The organism is Paenibacillus sp. FSL L8-0502, assembly GCF_038593055.1.
In the GTDB taxonomy this organism is placed as follows: domain Bacteria; phylum Bacillota; class Bacilli; order Paenibacillales; family Paenibacillaceae; genus Paenibacillus; species Paenibacillus polymyxa_D.
Window position 1 is genome coordinate 5,491,633 of sequence record NZ_CP151958.1, and the last position, 17,473, is coordinate 5,509,105.

Genomic DNA, 17,473 nt, shown 5'->3' on the forward strand with positions numbered 1-17,473 from the left:
TACAAGCAACCTGCATTCAATTATTGAATCAGCCTGCCTACGGAAGTGATATATTTTATATAATCATTATCAGCGTCAATTGTATCGATATTCATTGTATAAACCAAATGACCGTGGCTGGTTATTTTCACTTTGTGAAATGAACCGGGTTTAGAATAAGGATCTACAGTATAGGTCCCTTTGCTATATACAATCATAGGATTAAAGTCAATTTGCTTAAAGGCGGGCGATAAGTCACTCTTATACGTAGCATGAATATTCAATACACCTTGCCTTTGATCCCAGTCAAAGGCAATAAGATCAAATGCATTCGCATCAATGACTTGGGCCAAGTCTTGTCCCTTAAACCTCATAAGAACTGGACTTTCCGTAAAGCTATCATGCCTTAGCTTCAATAAGCCACGCTTGGAATCCCACTCCATCTTCGCATCTGTATCTTTCAACAAAATGGATACCGGTAAAAACATTGCATTACTTAGCATGATAGGGACTGTGTCCATTGTCATGGGTTCGCCGTTAACCGATATATCGGGTGATCCAATCGTTGCCGTTACATTACGGTCTAACAGATCAACAGAAGCGGTTTTGTTCGCTGCATTATAAGTTACTTTACCGCCCAGTATATCCTCAGCCACTTGGAGCGGTATAAGCAGTCTTCCCTTCTTATCCACAAAGGGGGATGCAGGGAAGGTGTATAAAACGTAATGATCATTGACCTTCAAGTGTATGGGGGTATGATCTTGAGCCGATGCCAAATTCGAGTTTGTAGTAGCAAAACTTAGTACAATCATAATACCGATTAATAACCTGATTTTCATAATGCCCTCCTAATCATTTTGTTTAGGCTCAAAACCAAAATTATGGTGGAGGAGTCCAGTTGAGTAAGCTTAACATGGAAAAACATCTGCCAAGCCACATTGTTGTAAGTCCCACCCAACAACAAAGGAAATGACAGATGCTATTCAGTATATTTTAGCTTGAGCCATTGTTTAACTAATTGTTCTTATCGGTTGTTGATCCACACACTTGGACCATAATGAGTAATATAATCGGCGGGCCAATCAATCGTGCCGAACCACTGATTTCCATCCCAAAAAGAGTAATCCCGATAGTCATCCCATGGATAATAATAATCTGAATTGAACTTTGAGACTACCAATTCTGAAAACTCTCCATTGATAGAACTTCCAAAGATATTGCTGCCATCAAAGTTTTTTTTCGCTATTGCCGTCACTCTCTTAACCGACATGGATGATAGGTCTGAAGAGTCAAAAGAGGTTTGCATAACGACGATGTCTCTGTATTTTGCTAACAGATAAGCGTTATAGGTACTATTATCAATATAAAATTTAACTGAATCATTTATGTCGTGATTTTTCCACGTCTCTAAAGAGTATTTGAAACCATTATCGTTCCTAATATACCCCTGCCATACTTCTCTGCCTGTTTGATAGGAAAATCCCCCCTCAATTCCCCGTCCATTCTTTGCATCAAAACCGTAATACATCCATGGCTGTTCGTTTGCTCCTAGGTACTTAGCCCTTGGCGTAATCACATTTGCATTAACCCCATCAAAACCATCATAATCCAATTGAACCCTTGAGAAAGTTCCCGTTGTCCCTCCACTTACTTGTGATGGAGTGGGATTATATTTACTTGATATGGAAACATCATGATTGTTGCTTGATTCACTCAAAGAGCTTGTTTCCGTATAAGTAGCACCCGTCACACTATCGTCTTTTGGTTCAACTTTATCCGCCATGCCTACATAACCTTTTTCTGAGCTGTATACTTCTCCATCGAGAGTAAGATATATGTATTCCGATTCGTTAAGCTTCTCCAGACTTTGTTGTAGATCACTATTTTTTTTACTCTTTAGTGATGTACTATCCGCTGTATTCAGTAGTTCAGCAATAGATGATTTCGGGTTAACGGCGATCTTGTGTTCTTGAAGCTCATGGACTATGGCCCGCTGTTTGAGATTTTCAAAAAATGAAGCATCGTACGTAGTGGACTTAGGTTCCGCATAGGCGAGGCTTCCCGAGAATGCGGAACACATGAGGATAGTTGCTAATCCCATGCTGAAAAACTTATTTTTCCTAAACATACACAAACCTCCTAGTTATTTTTCAAAACTAGCATACCTCCACAATTATATAACGTCAACCATAATTTATAATTTTTACCTAAAAGTAGAACGGAGTATTTTACATATCATAGTGTATAGAAGGCTCAACTACATATCAAAAAAAAGAGAGGAATAGTGGTCAAAGACATTTCAAAGCCTCTTAGCTTTTTTACTATAACCGCCTTACAGGTATACAACGGCTCTTGGGTGCCGATATCTTTCCTATCGCTATTTAATTCATAAATATATTAATAATATTTATAAATAGAAAGGTATTTAGCAATGAAAGCAGAATATATCACTGTACTCCAATTCAGAAAGGGGCAAATGTGTATGATGAGAAGTTTTGTTAAACGTAAAGTCAGGAAAAGCATTGCAATAACACTAACATTATTATTAGCAATCGCAAGCGTACCATTAGGTGCAAGTGCAATAGACGCGGCGGCAACGCTGCCAGACCAGAACAATAAACAGGATGTGCCAACCTTCTCTAATGTATCGGTTCATGATCCTTCGATTGTCAAAGACGGTGACACTTATTATGTATTTGGGTCACATATCTCCGCGGCGAAGTCAAAAGATCTTATAAACTGGACTTCTTTTGCAAACGGTTACACTACGCCTGGGAATACACTTTACGGGGATTTATCGAAGAATCTGGCTGGATCTTTCGCTTGGGCGGGTGAGAATGATGCGGACAGTAAGGGAGGATTCTCGGTATGGGCGCCCGATGTATTTTGGAATGAGCATTATGTCAATAAGGATGGGACAAAAGGGGCATATATGATTTATTATAGTGCATCTTCCACCTACATTCGTTCCGCGATCGGCATTGCAGTTGCACCCAAAATTGAGGGTCCATATCAATATGTGGATACCATTATATACACTGGTTTTACGAAGGAGACTGCATTCGATAAAGATAGCAAGGTAGATAAAAAATGGACAAATACGCCGATTCAACAACTCATTAAGGAAGGCAAGCTTGAGGGTCTCAGACCGGGATGGTTTAATACCGATGGTTCCTATGCCAATCGGATGTTCCCAAATGCAATCGATGCAAGCGTTTTTTACGATGCAAACGGGCGCTTGTGGATGACGTATGGATCATGGTCTGGGGGAATATTTTTACTGGAGCTGGATAAGGCAACTGGCAAACCCATGTACCCAGGTCAAGATGGAACTACAGAAGACGGTCGGCTCATTGACCGTTATTTTGGCACCAAGATCGCAGGTGGATACGGTGAGTCAGGGGAAGGTCCATATATTGAATACAACCAGGAGACGGGGTACTACTATTTTTATGTAACCTACGGCGGTCTTGCAGCGGACGGAGGGTATAACATGAGGTTGTTCCGTTCCAAGAGTCCGACAGGACCTTATAAGGATGCCAAAGGACAGAATGCTGTTCTGCCGGCAAACACCAAAAATATAACTTATGGCAACAAGTTGATAGGTAATTTCTTGTTCGATAGTAAAATAGGTGACCCTGGTACAGGTGCTGGCTACGGCTATGTTTCCCCTGGACACAATTCTGTATACACTGATCCTGCTACTGGACAAATGTTTGTCGTCTTTCATACCCGATTCCCTCAGCAGGGGGAGACACATGAGCTGCGTGTACACCAAATGTTCATGAATCAGAATGACTGGCCTGTTGTAGCTCCTTATCGTTACGGTGGCGAGACTCTTTCAAAGCTGGATGAGCAGCAACTGATTGGGGATTTTCAATATATTAACCATGGCAGTGATTCGTCAGCGACGATCAAAAACACACAATTCATTCAGCTTAGAGCAGATCATACCATCGAAGGTGATGTGCAAGGAACATGGCGCAAGTCGGGGGATGCGAATGTTCAACTAACACTGGATGGTGCTATATATGATGGAGTATTCTTAAGACAATGGGACCAGGTTACGAACCAATATATTTTGGCGTTTACAGTTCTATCGAATAAAGGTGAAATGGCCTGGGGCAGTAAGCTCCCTGATATGACGGATACGACAGTAGTGGACAGTGTGTATCGTGAGTTAAATCTTGGCGATACAAGTCGGGTGACGGCTAGCCTGAATCTTCCGAAGGAAGGCAGTCGGCAATCCCGGATTACCTGGAAAACTTCAGACCAAAGCGTCATTGCGGATACAGGTGAAATCAAGCGCCCAGGGATCGGAGAAAGGGCTGCATCTGCCACTTTGACGGCTACCATTACCAAAGGAGAACGTAGTCGGGACAAAACTTTTAACATCACGGTATCCCCTTATGAGAAGGCAACATTGACTGCATCATACACATTTGAAAATAATCTGGAGGATCAGCAAGATGTTTTTGCTAATGGAGAAGTTATCGGTGACCGAATCGATCGCCAGGGTGGAAGTGTATCCTACGCTGAAGGCGTAAGAGGCCAAGCTGTAGTCCTTGATGGAAAGTCAGGCATTGCTCTACCTGAAGGACTCATATCCAGCTCAGCATATTCCGTGTCACTGTGGGTAAAACCAAGCGAATTAACTGTTCATACACCAACCTTCTTTGGAGCTATGGATAGTAATCACTGGATTAGCCTTTTGCCCAGAGGACCGGAGAAGGATAACACCATGGTGTGGTCGGGTAGCTCATCTTGGTATACCGGCAGTACCGGCCTAAAGATCAAAACAAATGAATGGACCCATCTCGCCTTCACTGTAGATCGTGGGGTGTTAGCCGTGTATGTGAATGGCAAGCTTCAATTTACCGGCTCAGGATTCCCAGATGTCTTTACCTCCAGATCTGGAACATTCAGCTTAGGTGTCAACTGGTGGGACCCTGCGTTTAAAGGATCTATTGATGAGCTGAGTATATTTGAGGGTGCACTCCCCCCTGTACAGGTGGCAGAGTTAGCGAAGATGAAGTGAATTAAGACTAATGAATCGTGAGTAACTCTAGTGTCGAAAAGAAAAGCTACAAAAAAGAGAGCGCTGAATAGCGCTCTCAGATTGTCGAGAAACCCCGTCATTTTGAGACGTGGGTTTCTTTTTTACATCATAATGCTCTGGTCTCTGGAGAAGCAGGGGGGGTTACCCCTGTTTCTCCAGGCGATCTAGGTGGATCGCCATCTTCTTCATGTTCTGCACGGCTGCCGTCATAAGGGCTTGTTCCCTGACGTTTGGAAGACCGCGCAAACGGCAATAGCGAAACCCATGGAGCTCTTTGGCATCCGCGAAGCTTCGCTCAATCGTCTCTTTTCGTTTGCGGTACAGCTTTTTACCAGATGGGCTCAGCCGGTTGCTCCGTACCCACTCTTTGCTGTCTTCCCAGACATGCCGAGTCACCACTTTGCGGTGGTTTCGAGACTGGGTACACTGACTTAGCAGTGGGCAATGCTGGCACTGAGCTGGGTCAGAGGCATACTGCCGGTATCCCTTACGGTCCGTCGTTCGGTAGGGCAGTTCCTGTTGGGCTGGGCATCTATACGCATTGCGTTTGGCATCGTATTCAAACTTCCATTTCGGAAACAGTCCTTGTCTGGGATGGAATCTTCGGTGAGCAATCACGGCAAAAATCTTTCGGTTCTGCAAACCTCGGCAAATCGGCGTTGTTAAATAACCTGAATCTAGTGCAACAGCTTCTACTTGAAAACCAAAACGTTCTCTTTGGCGATCCAAACGGGACAAATAGGGGACAGAATCATGTACATTCCCTGGTGTCACATGCACGTCCGTAATCAGATTGTACTTCATATCCACCGTGCGGTGGTCCAGATAGAAGAAGCCTTCGGGCTTGCCATCACGGATCATATAGCCGCTGTCCGGGTCTGTTTTGCTCACTTTAATTTCTTTTTCTTCGTTCACTTCCTCTCGGGATTTTAAGGCTTTTTTCCGTGGTTTCTCCGGTCATCCTTCACCGCTTCGTTCAGCTCGTCCATATAGTCTTTAGTATTCTGCAACACTTGTTCTTTGATGTACTGGTGCCTGTTAGCATTGGCTTTGACGTGTGTGGAATCGGTGACGAGAACACGCCCACCCACCATTCGGTGAGAGATCGCCTGCAGCACAATTTCATCGAAGATATCTTGAAAGATCGTGGTGTCTTTAAAGCGAGTGCGACGATTCCAGCTAATCGTCGTATGGTCCGGAACTTTATCCGTTAAGCCCAACCCCAGAAACCAACGATAAGCTAGGTTCGTCTGAATTTCTCGCTCGAGTTGCCGTTCTGAGCGAATGCCATAGAAATAACCGAGAAAGATCATTTTAAACAATACGGTAGGATCAATGGCAGGACGCCCGTTGTCTGCACAATACAGTGGCCGAACTTTATCATCGATAAACGAAAAATCGATATACTTATCTACTTTGCGGAGCAAGTGATCTTGAGGAACCAGATCTTCGATGGAAACAAATTCGTAGGATTGTTGTTTTTCGCGGTTGGAACGTAGCATATCAACACCATCCCTTCTACAATAGTTACCTATATTATACAACATCAACGCGGTGTCGTCTTAAACAAAATTAACATAAAATAGGCTGTCGAGACTTTCTCGACAGCCTGAGAGCGCTGAATAGCGCTCTCTTCCAATGAAACATATAAAATATAAGGAATATTAATAGGCCAATGCAAAAAGTCCTTTGATGTGGGACAAGTAACGGATGTTACTGCCTTCTTTCATCAAAGTGGCTACAGCGCCTTTCAGTTGGGTGCCATTCGCGCCTACAGTACCGATCGCGTCTGTTCTGCCCAAGCTGCCCAGTGTACCGGAGAATACTGGTGTAAAGCTTTCCATTTTCGCTCCGTTGAAATAAGCGAAGATGTTGTAACCAACTAATTCGCCCATTTGCCAAGCCAACTGTGCCGTTGGAGGGTATGGACGCTCGCCTTCAGCCGGGAACACCACTGCGCTGTCGCCAGCGAGGAAGATGTCTTCGTGAGAAGTCGATTGCAGTGCACTATTCACAGTTGCGCGACCACGGTTTACTTCGATACCAGATGCGCCAACCAGTGCATTACCTTGTACGCCGCCTGTCCAGATCAGTGTGTTCGTTTTGATCGAACGTCCGTCTTTCAAGAGAACTTCGTCAGCTTTCATTTCTGTAATCGGAACACCCGCTACGATTTGAACGCCACGTTTTTCAAGGCTTGTTACTGCACGATCAACCAGTGGTTGAGGGAAGCCTGCCAAAATAGATGGTCCAGCTTCTACACAATACAAGTTGATATCTTCGTAGTTAATACCTTTTTCGCGACAAATTGCAGGCAATTTGTCAGCATATTCGCCCACCAGCTCAACGCCTGTCAGACCGCCACCACCGATAACGATTGTAGCATCTGCTTGGTTACCGGATTGCTTGTAAGCATCCAGACGAGCTTCCACATGTGCACGGATACGATTGGCTTCTGCCACTGATTTCAGCGTGAAGCTATGCTCTTGCAGTCCTGGAATACCGAAGTAAGCCGTTTCGCTGCCCAGGGAAATAACGAGAGCATCATAGCTCAACGTAGCACCACTGGCCAAGGTTACTTTTTTATCGTCAGGCTTGATTTCGGAAACCGTATCCACTTTCAGGATAATATCTTTGTTACGCAGCAGTTTTTCCAAAGGAAGCGCCACAGCTTTTTCGGCAATTGTACCTGCCGCCAAACGGTGCAGTTCCGTAATAATTTGGTGCGACGCAAAGCGGTTAACCACTGTAATGGTGGCTTGGCTAGCGTCCATATGCTGGCGTGCTGTAAGAGCGGCCAGCAATCCGCCGTATCCGCCGCCCAAGATCAAAATTTGCTTCGACATGTCCATCCTCCGTTCTCAGTCAGGTAATTATTTGCTTTCGCGTTGGCGCTCATTCAGAATATCCAGGAAAGCCTGGCTGAAACGCAGCGTTTTTTGTACATTCGGATCTTTAAGCATTTTGAGCAGACCGAACAGACCTACACTGCCATCCGTAGTTTGTACACGGTCATTTGCTTCAATCGCAGCAGAAGCCAATCCTTTAGCCGATTCTGTTACAGGCTTCACAAACTCTCCCATGGAGTTTTTCATATCTCCGATAAAGACAGGGTCAGTTGCCAGACTGCGAGCTACATCATAAGCGTCGGTCATCAAAGTAACCATCTCAGTCAACTTTGGCAGATTCTCTACCAGTACGGTCAGCGATTGCTGAACCTCCGGTTTCATCAATTGGTCCAGTACATCCCGAGACTCTTTGGTAGCTTCTTGTGTTACTGCCACCTCTTGTTGGTTTTCAGACATGCGTGAACGTCCTCCTTTACTGTGAAAATAGAAGTCCATCCTCTCTCGTAACCTGTATCCATAAACTCTAGCAATAAAACGTTCATTGAATTCACGCCCTTAAACATACAAGAAGCACAGCTTAAACCGGCCTATACCCTAAAGGGCAAGACTGATTTATCGCAGATGCCAATTGTATATTGCTCAGACGTTATTCTGTTGTTACTGCTGCGGAATATCTCACGAAGCGTTCCTTCGTGACTACAACAGGCCGAAACGGAACCCTATACCTCTATATTACACCTTTCACAACACAATCGTCGAAGAAATTTTAAATTTGCACAAATTTCTGCAAATTTTTTATTGTTATTTTAGATAAAAATTAGAATAAGCTCGATTTTTGTCCAAGTTTCCCTTGAAAAAGGGTCATTTTAGACTAGAGGAGGGTAATAGAGAGCGTACGTTTCAGTTCGATAATATGAAAATAACCCAAAATATATTCATACAGAGGCCCGATCATCATTACTTGTGGGTCGGGCGGACAAGCTGCATTGGCAGAATCGCCCTACCTACGTAGGGTGTCTTCAGAAGCATCAGGAATATCAGATGGTTCGAAATCATCAGGAGACGGCTGTGGCACACCAGACTCAATGAACTCCTCTACATCGCGGGCAGCCTTAACTTGATTGCATTCATTGCAAGCACATACACAATTGACGGGCGTCGTGTGACCCCCTTTTGCCCGAGGCAGTAAATGATCAATCGTGTCACCGTAGCCCCCGCAAAAGAAACAAGTATAGCGGTCACGCTTAAGCACATATTGGCGAAATTCCTTGTTGCTATACAGTCTGCGCACGGTGTAAGGATTAACAATCACCGCCATACGCTCTCTGACCAGGGTCATGGCTAGATCAAGCTCAATCTCTTGATGCCAGCGTCTCCCCTGATCGGTTTTACCTCTTAGCCGAATCATGCCATTACGATTGAGCCGCAACGCCCGAGTATCCGCAGGCTTCAGCCTACTAAGCAGATGCCGAACCCGTTGCCGATGGCGCTCACGCGCTTTATCCGTGACCGGCTTCCTGCGGGGGCGCTGTGCCTCCATAGGTAGTGACGCCTCCAGGCTGTGCACAGCCGTATTTGCTCCAAGGCTATGCTGCGTCACGGGAGCAGCCGAGAGGTTCGCTTCCTCGCCGTAAGGAGCGGACGTAGCCGCACGTTCTTGCGGGGCCAACCCCCGGCAGGAACGGCAAGGACCACGCCGGGAATAAGGACCCGCCCGGCGACCCGTTCTGCGCTGAAAGTCCGTTAAAGGTTTCATCTCCTGACAATACGTACATTTTTTTATCAGCGCTTTGCTCGTTTCATCCTTATTCTGCTGCGGTTCTGTCACGTCCACCCCTCCTTTCTTCTATTGCTCGCGCTCCACGGTTTGCCCAAAACCCGAACTATTGTTAAGTTAGATTCATTTTACCGTTTTCACGTTCCCTTTTCTAGCTATTGAGACATTATGAACACTCAGGTATAACAAATTTTAATGATTTAGCATACGTTATACAGCGATCCTTGTTCTTCATTCAGCATCATATTGACCGTCTGACGTTTAGCCCCCCTCACTTGGTGGGTAACTTGTTATATATAAAGGAGGGACGCACATGAAAAGGAACCATACGATGATGCAATTTTTCGAGTGGAATGTCGAAGCTGACGGTTCTCACTGGAAGAAGCTTGCCCGCCTGGCACCGGAACTGAAGGCCAAAGGAATTGACGCGATATGGATTCCACCTGTCACCAAAGGCCAGTCGCCCGAGGATACGGGATACGGCGTCTATGACCTTTACGATCTGGGCGAGTTTGACCAAAAAGGCGCGGTGCGCACCAAATACGGAACCAGGGAAGACCTGCTGGAAGCTGTTGCTGCCTGCGTTCGTCACGGTGTGGCCGTCTATGTCGATCTGGTCATGAACCATAAAGCTGGTGCGGATGAAACCGAAGTATTCAAGGTCGTCGAGGTCAACCCGGATAACCGCAATGAGGTCATTTCCGAGCCCTTTGATATCGAAGGCTGGACTAAATTTACATTCCCCGGCCGACAAGGGAAGTATTCCACATTTCAATGGAACTTTGAACATTTTAACGGAACCGATTACGATGCGAGCCAGGACCGGACAGGAATCTATCGTATTTTAGGTAAAAATAAAAGCTGGAGCGAAAATGTAGATGATGAATTCGGCAATTATGATTATTTAATGTTCGCCAATATTGACTATAATCATCAGGATGTGCGCAAAGAGATGATCCGCTGGGGCAAATGGCTGGTGGACACTCTGCAATGCAACGGATTCCGTCTGGATGCAATCAAGCATATTAATCATGAATTTGTACGAGAGTTTGCTACAGAAATGATTAAAAAACGCGGGCAGGATTTTTATATGGTAGGCGAGTTTTGGAAACCGGATCTGGAATCATGTCAAAAGTTCCTGGATACCATTGATTATAAAATCGACCTGTTTGACGTATCCCTCCACTACAAACTACATAGCGCTTCCTTGGGTGGCAAGGATTTCGATCTAAGCACCATTTTCGAGGATACGCTGGTTCATACCCATCCCCTGAACTCGGTTACTTTTGTCGATAATCATGATTCCCAGCCGCACGAAGCGCTCGAATCCTGGGTGGAGGACTGGTTTAAGCCCAGCGCCTATGCACTTATCTTGCTGCGCAAGGACGGTTATCCCTGCGTGTTCTACGGCGATTACTACGGTATTCAGGGGCAAACGCCCGTGAAAGGCAAGCAAGCTGAGCTAGACCCGCTACTATATGCCCGGTACCATAAAGCTTATGGTGAGCAAAAAGATTATTTCGATGATCCCCATACGATTGGATGGGTTCGTCATGGCGTGCCTGAGCTGGAAGGCTCCGGATGTGCTGTGGTGATCACCAACGCAAATGACGGGGAAAAGCGCATGTTCGTAGGTAAACAACGTGCAGGGGAAGAATGGATAGATTTGACCGGGCATCACGATCATATCGTAAAGATCGGGCAGGATGGCTACGGCATATTTCCCGTTCGTGCCGGCAGTGTGTCGGTGTGGGCACTTCCCGCAGAGGAAGACAGCCAGGAATCAGAAGAAGAAGAAGCGAACGCTTAATCTATACCCAACACAAAGAGGACAGGATGCGAGGAGGCGCCCTGTCCTCTTTGTGTATAGAAAATCACTCCGTTACCTTGCTTTGGTTGGCCACAGCCTGCTTCTTAGCCTCTACATGACTCGGATCACCGAGATAAAAGCGCCGAATGGGATCTATATGCTCATCCAGCTCGTACACCAGGGGAATGCCTGTCGGAATATTCAAATCCAGCAATGCGGTTTCGTCCAGATTCTCCATATACTTAATTAAGGCCCGCAAAGTGTTACCATGTGCAGAAATGATAACTCGATCCTTTTTGAGAATCAAAGGTACAATCCGCTGCTTCCAAAACTCGCCGACCCGATGCACTGTGTCCTCCAGACTTTCCCCAAGCGGCAGCTCTTCTGGCTTAATATTGCGATAACGCTCTTCCCGATGCGGACTCCGCTCGTCTTTCTCATCCAGCATGGGGGGCCGCACTGTCAGGCTACGCCGCCAGATATGAACCTGCTCCTCGCCGTATTCAACGGCAGAATCCAGCTTGCTAAGCCCCTGAAGAGCACCGTAATGGCGTTCATTCAGCTTCCATGACTTCTGCACAGGTATCCACAGATGATCCAGTTCATCCAAGATGTGATACAACGTGCGGATAGATCGTTTTAGCACAGAGGCAAATGCCAAATCAAACGTATAACCAGCCTCCTTGAGAATACGTCCCGCCTCAATGGCCTCATGAGTCCCTTGTTCAGTCAGGTCCACGTCCGTCCAGCCCGTAAACAGGTTTTGTCGGTTATACACGCTTTCTCCATGCCTAACCAGCACTACTTGATACATGTACTCACTCCTCTCCTGTCTGTCTTAATGTTTTACCCAACTTCTATGTATTTAACGTAAAATGCAATTTTTAAACCGTCTATTTAAAATACAAAAAAGGACGGCATTCAGCCATCCCTTTCTTCTCATCCTGCACTTAGTCCCTCTTACTGAACTTGGCCAACAGGTCCAAAATCCGTACATACAGCCATACTAGAGTCACCAGCAATGCAAAAGCACCATACCACTCCATGTATTTGGGTGCACCTTGATCTGCTTGCTCTTCAATGAAATTAAAATCCACCAGCAGATTTAAAGCCGCAATGATCACGATAAATAAACTGATGCCGATGCCCAGCCAACCTGTTTCATGGATATACGGAACATTCATACCGAAAAAGTTCAACATAAAATCAACCAGCGTCACCAGAAAAATCGCCATCGTACACAGGACCACGAATGAGATAAAGCCGCGTGTCACCTTGATGATTCGCTGTGTATACATAAAGAGCATCAAGAACAAAATACCCACGGTCAGCAAAATGGCATTAGCCACAATTCCCGGGTACTCATACTCCATAAAGGCTGAAACGCCACCCAAAGCAAAACCACTCAGAATCGCATATACAGGAGAGAGTAACGGAGCCGTCTTGGGAAAAAAGGATATCGCAAGTGCTACGCCTGCCATACCAATAAAGCCTGCCGTCAGCAAAGATAGCACCTCTACAGTTCCTTCATAGGTCATGTACCAGGTAATACTGCCAGAGACGATGAGCAGAACCAGCAGAAGCAACGTTTTGTTCACCGTTCCTCCAATGGTCATGCGTTGTTCACTAGCTTCTCTTTCATCTTCGCGCAAAAAGATGTCATCACGTAAAACCGGATTGCTAAAGCTCATACAGGGTACTCCTTTTCGATGTTGTTGTTTGCTATGCTATATGTATATATCGGCACAATATGAAAAAAGTTTCAGAAAATTTCAAACAAAAAAAGCTCTAACCTTGCCTTTCGGCAAAGCTAGAGTTAGAGAGTCAGGTCGTTACAAGTTAGAAATCAGATGTAGCAATTTGGATTGTACCTGTTACTGCTCCAACTGGAGTCGCCTGAAGAGCAGCTACCAGCAGCAAAGCAACTTCTAACGTTAGACTGTTGCCCGCCGGGATAACATAAGTGATCACAGGAGCATTGACACGGGTAACCACAAGATCAACCGGATTGGCACCCGTATTATTCACGGTAATTGTAGCATTATTACCGCCTCTCAGGTTTTCAAAAAAGGACTTACCCACACCAGCAGCAAGATTGTAGAATTGCGAAGGTAAAAGAATCGCCATAGTTTTCACCTCCCTTGCTTTTGATAGTGTATTCTATGCTTCCAATCTATGAACGTAACGTTAAGTGACTCAGTAATAAGACACAATTTAAAAGACTCATAGATTAACGTACCCTATATATGTAAAAAAGAGTTGCCCCCTCAGATCCTTTACAGAATCTGCGGACAACTCCTTTTTTAAATAATGGAAGGCTCAAACGTTATAAAAAGTGGCTAGTAGGATTGTATGTTGCCTTTGCTTCATTATTGCACGTGAAGGCTCAATTCCTGCGGACCGAAACGGGAAGGCGCAGAAACCTTCACACGAATTTGTCCAGCCTCCCCCTTCGACCGAATCCAGAATGCAATACGTCCTCCAATCAGAGATAAGCTCGAAGGACCGATCAATTCACCCACTCCCTCGACCTCCACCGAAACGGGATCTGCATAGAACGGCAATACATTGCCGTATTCGTCCAGAGCATCGACTACCACTCGAGTGACATCCCAATCGCCGGCTTCCAGCACTGTATCATCTGCAGCTACGCGCAGCTCTGTCGGCACCGGATTACGTGAATAGTATCTACGTATTACTTCTTGCCCATTTACGTACCCAATGAATACAGCGTCTTCCCACTTCATGCCCCAGTGGCCTGTCAACTCGTCGATCACGACAGGGGGGTGAGGAAGCGCTGGGTACTTCTCTCGGTTCGGACGATAAACACCTTTGCGCTCATGACCGTAGATGAACTCCACCTCATCGCAATTGGTGAACACGACCAGCGGCACGATGCCTCCGATATTCCGCTCGCCACGCGACCAGTAAGTGACCGGCTCCATAACGACTTCCTGTTCGACGTTCTTCTGGCTCCGGTACACGCTCGCTGCAAATTTAGGCAGGCGGAACATATCCATGACACCGTGGTAGCAGATTTTATCACCGGAACCAAAATCAGCATGCGTGTTATAGTCAAAAGCACACCAGCCAATCGCTCCGGCAATGCCCTCATCGGCATAGGAAGCATTTTGGACCCGCGTATGGCGCAGTGCATGCTCCATTACCCGTTCCTCCTGGTCAAAACGCTTGGTCGGGTACATATGCCCGTTATATTCCGTTACCAGATAAGGGACCGGATGATCCAGCTTTGTAACGAGAGAAGGCTGGCGCAAGCCTGTCGTTTCGCCATCTACGCCTTCTGTATCGTCATACGTATCAAAATTGCGGATTTCCTTCGCCAAATATTTTTTGTGCCCACCATCATGAACAAAATCATTTATCGTATATACGTCTTCCAGCAGCTCACTGCCTACAATATAACGCACACCACCCGTAGCACGGGTCGGATCTAGCTTTCGTGCCAGCTCATTGGTACGCGTGTACAGATCATGATCATCCTGCGACTCATTAATTCGTACGCCCCAGATGACGATGGAGGGATGATTACGATCACGGATAATCATGTCCTCGACGTCCCTCACCGCCTGGTCCTTCCACGCTTTACCGCCAATATGCTGCCAACCCGGAATCTCTTCGAAAACGAGCAATCCGATCTCATCACAGCGGTCTAGAAAATGACGGGACTGAGGGTAGTGGGATGTCCGTACCATATTCAGCCCCAGCTCCTCCTTGAGCACATCTGCATCACGACGCTGCGCTCTTTTGGGCATAGCATAGCCAACGTACGGATAGGATTGGTGACGGTTCAGGCCGAGCAGCTTGATCTTCCGCCCGTTCAAGTAAAAACCGTCCGGCTGAAATTCGGCCTCGCGGAAGCCAAAGCGCACGGTCACCTGATCCAACTCTTCTCCGCCTCGTAGCAGCGTCAGCTTCGCTTCATATAGCTTGGGACTATCTATACCCCAAAGCTGCAGGTCGCCCAGCTCTTTCAGCTCCAGCGTCACTTCCGCCGCCGTCACCACTGCCAGCTCGGTCTCCGCCTTCACGCTCGCTCTGTCCAGCAGTTGCAGCGCGACCGTCAAGTCGTCCTGCTGATCGCTGGCGCCCTCCAGCTCCACGACGACGCGTACCGTCTTACTTGCTGCAAGCGGCTCCGGCGTTTGGACGAATACCGTTCCGAGGTGTACAGGCTCCACTATTCGCAGCTGCACTTCGCGGTAAATACCGCCGTAGGTCAGATAGTCGATGACTGCCCCAAAGGGAGGGATGTCGTCCCGTTCCGTGGAATCGACGATGACCGTGAGCACATTGGAGCCGCCATACTCGGCAACTTCGGTCAATTCAACGCTGAACGGTGTATATCCACCTTTATGCTCACCCGCTTTTACCCCGTTTAGATATACCTGGGCATAGGTTATGACTCCTTCAAAATCAACATACACTCGCTTACCTTTGGCATCTGCCGGAATGTCCAGCTCTCTTTTATACGTAGAAATAAACTGAAATGCCTTGTCGTCAAAATAATTGTACGGCAGCTCTACATTCGTGTGCGGCAGCTGAACTGGCTCATACCGACTCGCATCAATGCCTGCGCTTACTTCGCTCTCGACATATTCAGGAAGGTAAAACCATTGGTCATTCAACGGCAAAATGGTACGCATGGGCAGTCACCTCAACCTTTTATTTTTCACTCTTATACCATAGTAAAATATTTGAGTAAAAATAACGAGTAAAACTTGGTAAAATAAATATATGTTAAATGTAAGCATTTACAAGACAATTGTCAATCCATTTTTGTATCTTTTTACAATCAAAAAAACAGCCCCGGAAGGCAGGGCTGTCCAAATCCATAACGTTGATTTTATGGGGCATCGGTATGTAGCGGCGCACTGCTGTTGCGAATCATTAGCTCGGTCGGAATGATGACCTTGCGCCCTACCTCGTTGGGACCGTTGCGTACCGTATGCAGCAAGAACTGAACACCCGTTTCTCCCATCAGTTCGGTATGCGTTTTGACCGTTGACAGAGATGGGGTCAAATATTCCGCTGTCGGAATATCATTGAAGCCAACAATGGAGATCCGTTCCGGCACCGCAAGGTGATGCCGCTCCAGTGCCTTTAACACCCCAATAGCCACCGAATCGCTCGCAACAAAGAAAGCTGTAGGCAGGTTTTCTGGTCCTGCCAAAATAGCCGCTTCCATCGCACGGAAGCCGTCTGCCGCCGTTCCGCCGCACACATGAATATCATCCGACGTGCACAGCCTGTGCTGTTCCTGATACCGCAAAAATGTCTCATAGCGAGCATCTAGATCCGCTCGTTCGAAATCATGGGACTGCTCATCCTTGCCCATACCTACATATCCGATGTGACGATGGCCTGCGCCCATCAAATAATCCAGTGCATCAGCTGTAGCGCGAGCAAGGTCAATGACCACATAGTCTGCCCCTGTGCGCTCTACCGAATGATCCAGAAAAACGCAAGGAATGGGCAGTTCCAGCATACGTTCTACCTCTTCGCTGCTAAAATGCCCCAGCACGATCAGCCCATGCAGCCCTTCGGATGACGCCTTCAGCGCAGTCAGGTCCTCTCTTCTGAAAATACGCTCCAGCTGTGCCCCGCTTTGGCGGCACTCTTTTTCCACGCCAAACCGGATAGACAGATAATAAGGGTCTTCCAGTTCCTCGTACGTACTAAACCAGTGCACCATGCCCAACCGAATGGGTCCATCTGCCTTCTTGCGGGGCTGACGACCAATACCGCCATTTTTACGTTTAACAGTCGTATACTTCATACGCTCGGCAACCTCAAAAATTTTGCGCCGCGTTTCCTCTGATACAGACAGTGTCTCATCATAATTTAGCACTCGGGAGACCGTGGATATCGAAACCTCTGCCTCCTGGGCGATATCTTTTAACGTAGGCATTGCAGACTCCTTTAAGATTTTACTCTATTTTTACTTTTATTTTACTATTATCCCTAAAAGGTTCAACCAT

13 protein-coding genes are annotated in these 17,473 nt (G+C 46.5%); 2 read left to right on the forward strand and 11 right to left on the reverse strand.

The annotated features are described in order from the left end of the window. Window positions 1-20: 20 nt before the first annotated feature. Together NSQ57_RS24060 and NSQ57_RS24065 are read right to left on the reverse strand one after the other, a co-directional pair. Window positions 21-818, reverse strand: a complete 798-nt coding sequence (locus NSQ57_RS24060) for a copper amine oxidase N-terminal domain-containing protein (protein ID WP_342425410.1) — start codon at window positions 816-818, stop codon at window positions 21-23. 185 nt (window positions 819-1,003) lie between these two features. Then, the gene (locus tag NSQ57_RS24065; RefSeq protein WP_342425411.1) at window positions 1,004-2,107 is read right to left on the reverse strand and encodes a hypothetical protein; all 1,104 of its coding nucleotides are present in this window, start codon (window positions 2,105-2,107) and stop codon (window positions 1,004-1,006) included. A gap of 354 nt (window positions 2,108-2,461) precedes the next feature. Between NSQ57_RS24065 and NSQ57_RS24070 the strand changes: the two genes are divergently transcribed. Then, window positions 2,462-5,017, forward strand: coding sequence for a LamG-like jellyroll fold domain-containing protein (locus NSQ57_RS24070; RefSeq protein WP_342425412.1), 2,556 nt, complete (start codon window positions 2,462-2,464; stop codon window positions 5,015-5,017). A 162-nt stretch (window positions 5,018-5,179) separates the two neighbouring features. Here the strand turns inward: NSQ57_RS24070 and NSQ57_RS24075 are convergent. The 4 genes from NSQ57_RS24075 to NSQ57_RS24090 all read right to left on the reverse strand — a co-directional run bounded on the left by NSQ57_RS24075 (window position 5,180) and on the right by NSQ57_RS24090 (window position 9,715). Beyond that, window positions 5,180-6,540, reverse strand: a protein-coding gene (locus NSQ57_RS24075; RefSeq protein ID WP_340954273.1) for an IS1182 family transposase whose coding sequence is annotated in 2 segments (ribosomal slippage) — window positions 5,180-5,973 and window positions 5,973-6,540 — 1,362 coding nt in all. Because the reading frame shifts where the segments join, the coding sequence is not laid out codon by codon here. A gap of 162 nt (window positions 6,541-6,702) precedes the next feature. Beyond that, window positions 6,703-7,884 carry an NAD(P)/FAD-dependent oxidoreductase gene (locus NSQ57_RS24080; RefSeq protein ID WP_013312527.1) on the reverse strand — a complete coding sequence of 394 codons (1,182 nt, stop codon included), beginning with the start codon at window positions 7,882-7,884 and terminating at the stop codon, window positions 6,703-6,705. 27 nt (window positions 7,885-7,911) lie between these two features. After that, entirely contained in the window at window positions 7,912-8,343 is a 432-nt protein-coding gene (locus NSQ57_RS24085; RefSeq protein WP_029518696.1) for a DUF1641 domain-containing protein, read from the reverse strand. A 544-nt stretch (window positions 8,344-8,887) separates the two neighbouring features. Next, a complete protein-coding gene (locus NSQ57_RS24090; RefSeq protein ID WP_342425414.1) occupies window positions 8,888-9,715 on the reverse strand; it encodes an HNH endonuclease signature motif containing protein in 828 nt (275 codons plus the stop codon). Window positions 9,716-9,977: 262 nt separating this feature from the next. Between NSQ57_RS24090 and NSQ57_RS24095 the strand changes: the two genes are divergently transcribed. Then, a complete protein-coding gene (locus NSQ57_RS24095; RefSeq protein WP_342425415.1) occupies window positions 9,978-11,474 on the forward strand; it encodes an alpha-amylase in 1,497 nt (498 codons plus the stop codon). A 64-nt stretch (window positions 11,475-11,538) separates the two neighbouring features. On the opposite strand, the gene gpmA is transcribed toward NSQ57_RS24095, so the two are convergent. The 5 genes from gpmA to NSQ57_RS24120 form a co-directional block, all read right to left on the reverse strand. Then, a complete protein-coding gene (gene gpmA, locus NSQ57_RS24100; protein ID WP_029518698.1) occupies window positions 11,539-12,288 on the reverse strand; it encodes a 2,3-diphosphoglycerate-dependent phosphoglycerate mutase in 750 nt (249 codons plus the stop codon). 136 nt (window positions 12,289-12,424) lie between these two features. Further along, window positions 12,425-13,165, reverse strand: a complete 741-nt coding sequence (locus NSQ57_RS24105; protein WP_029518699.1) for a Bax inhibitor-1/YccA family protein — start codon at window positions 13,163-13,165, stop codon at window positions 12,425-12,427. A gap of 148 nt (window positions 13,166-13,313) precedes the next feature. Then, window positions 13,314-13,601 (reverse strand): hypothetical protein, encoded by a 288-nt coding sequence (locus NSQ57_RS24110; RefSeq protein WP_029518700.1) that lies wholly within the window; start codon window positions 13,599-13,601, stop codon window positions 13,314-13,316. 242 nt (window positions 13,602-13,843) lie between these two features. Next, window positions 13,844-16,138: a glycoside hydrolase family 2 TIM barrel-domain containing protein gene (locus NSQ57_RS24115; RefSeq protein WP_342425416.1), complete on the reverse strand. Its 2,295-nt coding sequence runs from the start codon at window positions 16,136-16,138 to the stop codon at window positions 13,844-13,846. A 200-nt stretch (window positions 16,139-16,338) separates the two neighbouring features. Next, entirely contained in the window at window positions 16,339-17,403 is a 1,065-nt protein-coding gene (locus tag NSQ57_RS24120) for a LacI family DNA-binding transcriptional regulator (RefSeq protein ID WP_342425417.1), read from the reverse strand. Window positions 17,404-17,473: the final 70 nt, after the last annotated feature.

Coding starts and splice junctions, on each gene's coding strand:
- NSQ57_RS24095 (WP_342425415.1), top strand. CDS start 9,978: ATGAAAAGGAACCATACGATGATGCAATTTTTCGAGTGGAATGTCGAA.
- NSQ57_RS24080 (WP_013312527.1), bottom strand. CDS start 7,884: ATGTCGAAGCAAATTTTGATCTTGGGCGGCGGATACGGCGGATTGCTG.
- NSQ57_RS24085 (WP_029518696.1), bottom strand. CDS start 8,343: ATGTCTGAAAACCAACAAGAGGTGGCAGTAACACAAGAAGCTACCAAA.
- NSQ57_RS24120 (WP_342425417.1), bottom strand. CDS start 17,403: ATGCCTACGTTAAAAGATATCGCCCAGGAGGCAGAGGTTTCGATATCC.
- NSQ57_RS24105 (WP_029518699.1), bottom strand. CDS start 13,165: ATGAGCTTTAGCAATCCGGTTTTACGTGATGACATCTTTTTGCGCGAA.
- NSQ57_RS24110 (WP_029518700.1), bottom strand. CDS start 13,601: ATGGCGATTCTTTTACCTTCGCAATTCTACAATCTTGCTGCTGGTGTG.
- NSQ57_RS24060 (WP_342425410.1), bottom strand. CDS start 818: ATGAAAATCAGGTTATTAATCGGTATTATGATTGTACTAAGTTTTGCT.
- NSQ57_RS24115 (WP_342425416.1), bottom strand. CDS start 16,138: ATGCGTACCATTTTGCCGTTGAATGACCAATGGTTTTACCTTCCTGAA.
- NSQ57_RS24065 (WP_342425411.1), bottom strand. CDS start 2,107: ATGTTTAGGAAAAATAAGTTTTTCAGCATGGGATTAGCAACTATCCTC.
- NSQ57_RS24070 (WP_342425412.1), top strand. CDS start 2,462: ATGATGAGAAGTTTTGTTAAACGTAAAGTCAGGAAAAGCATTGCAATA.
- gpmA (WP_029518698.1), bottom strand. CDS start 12,288: ATGTATCAAGTAGTGCTGGTTAGGCATGGAGAAAGCGTGTATAACCGA.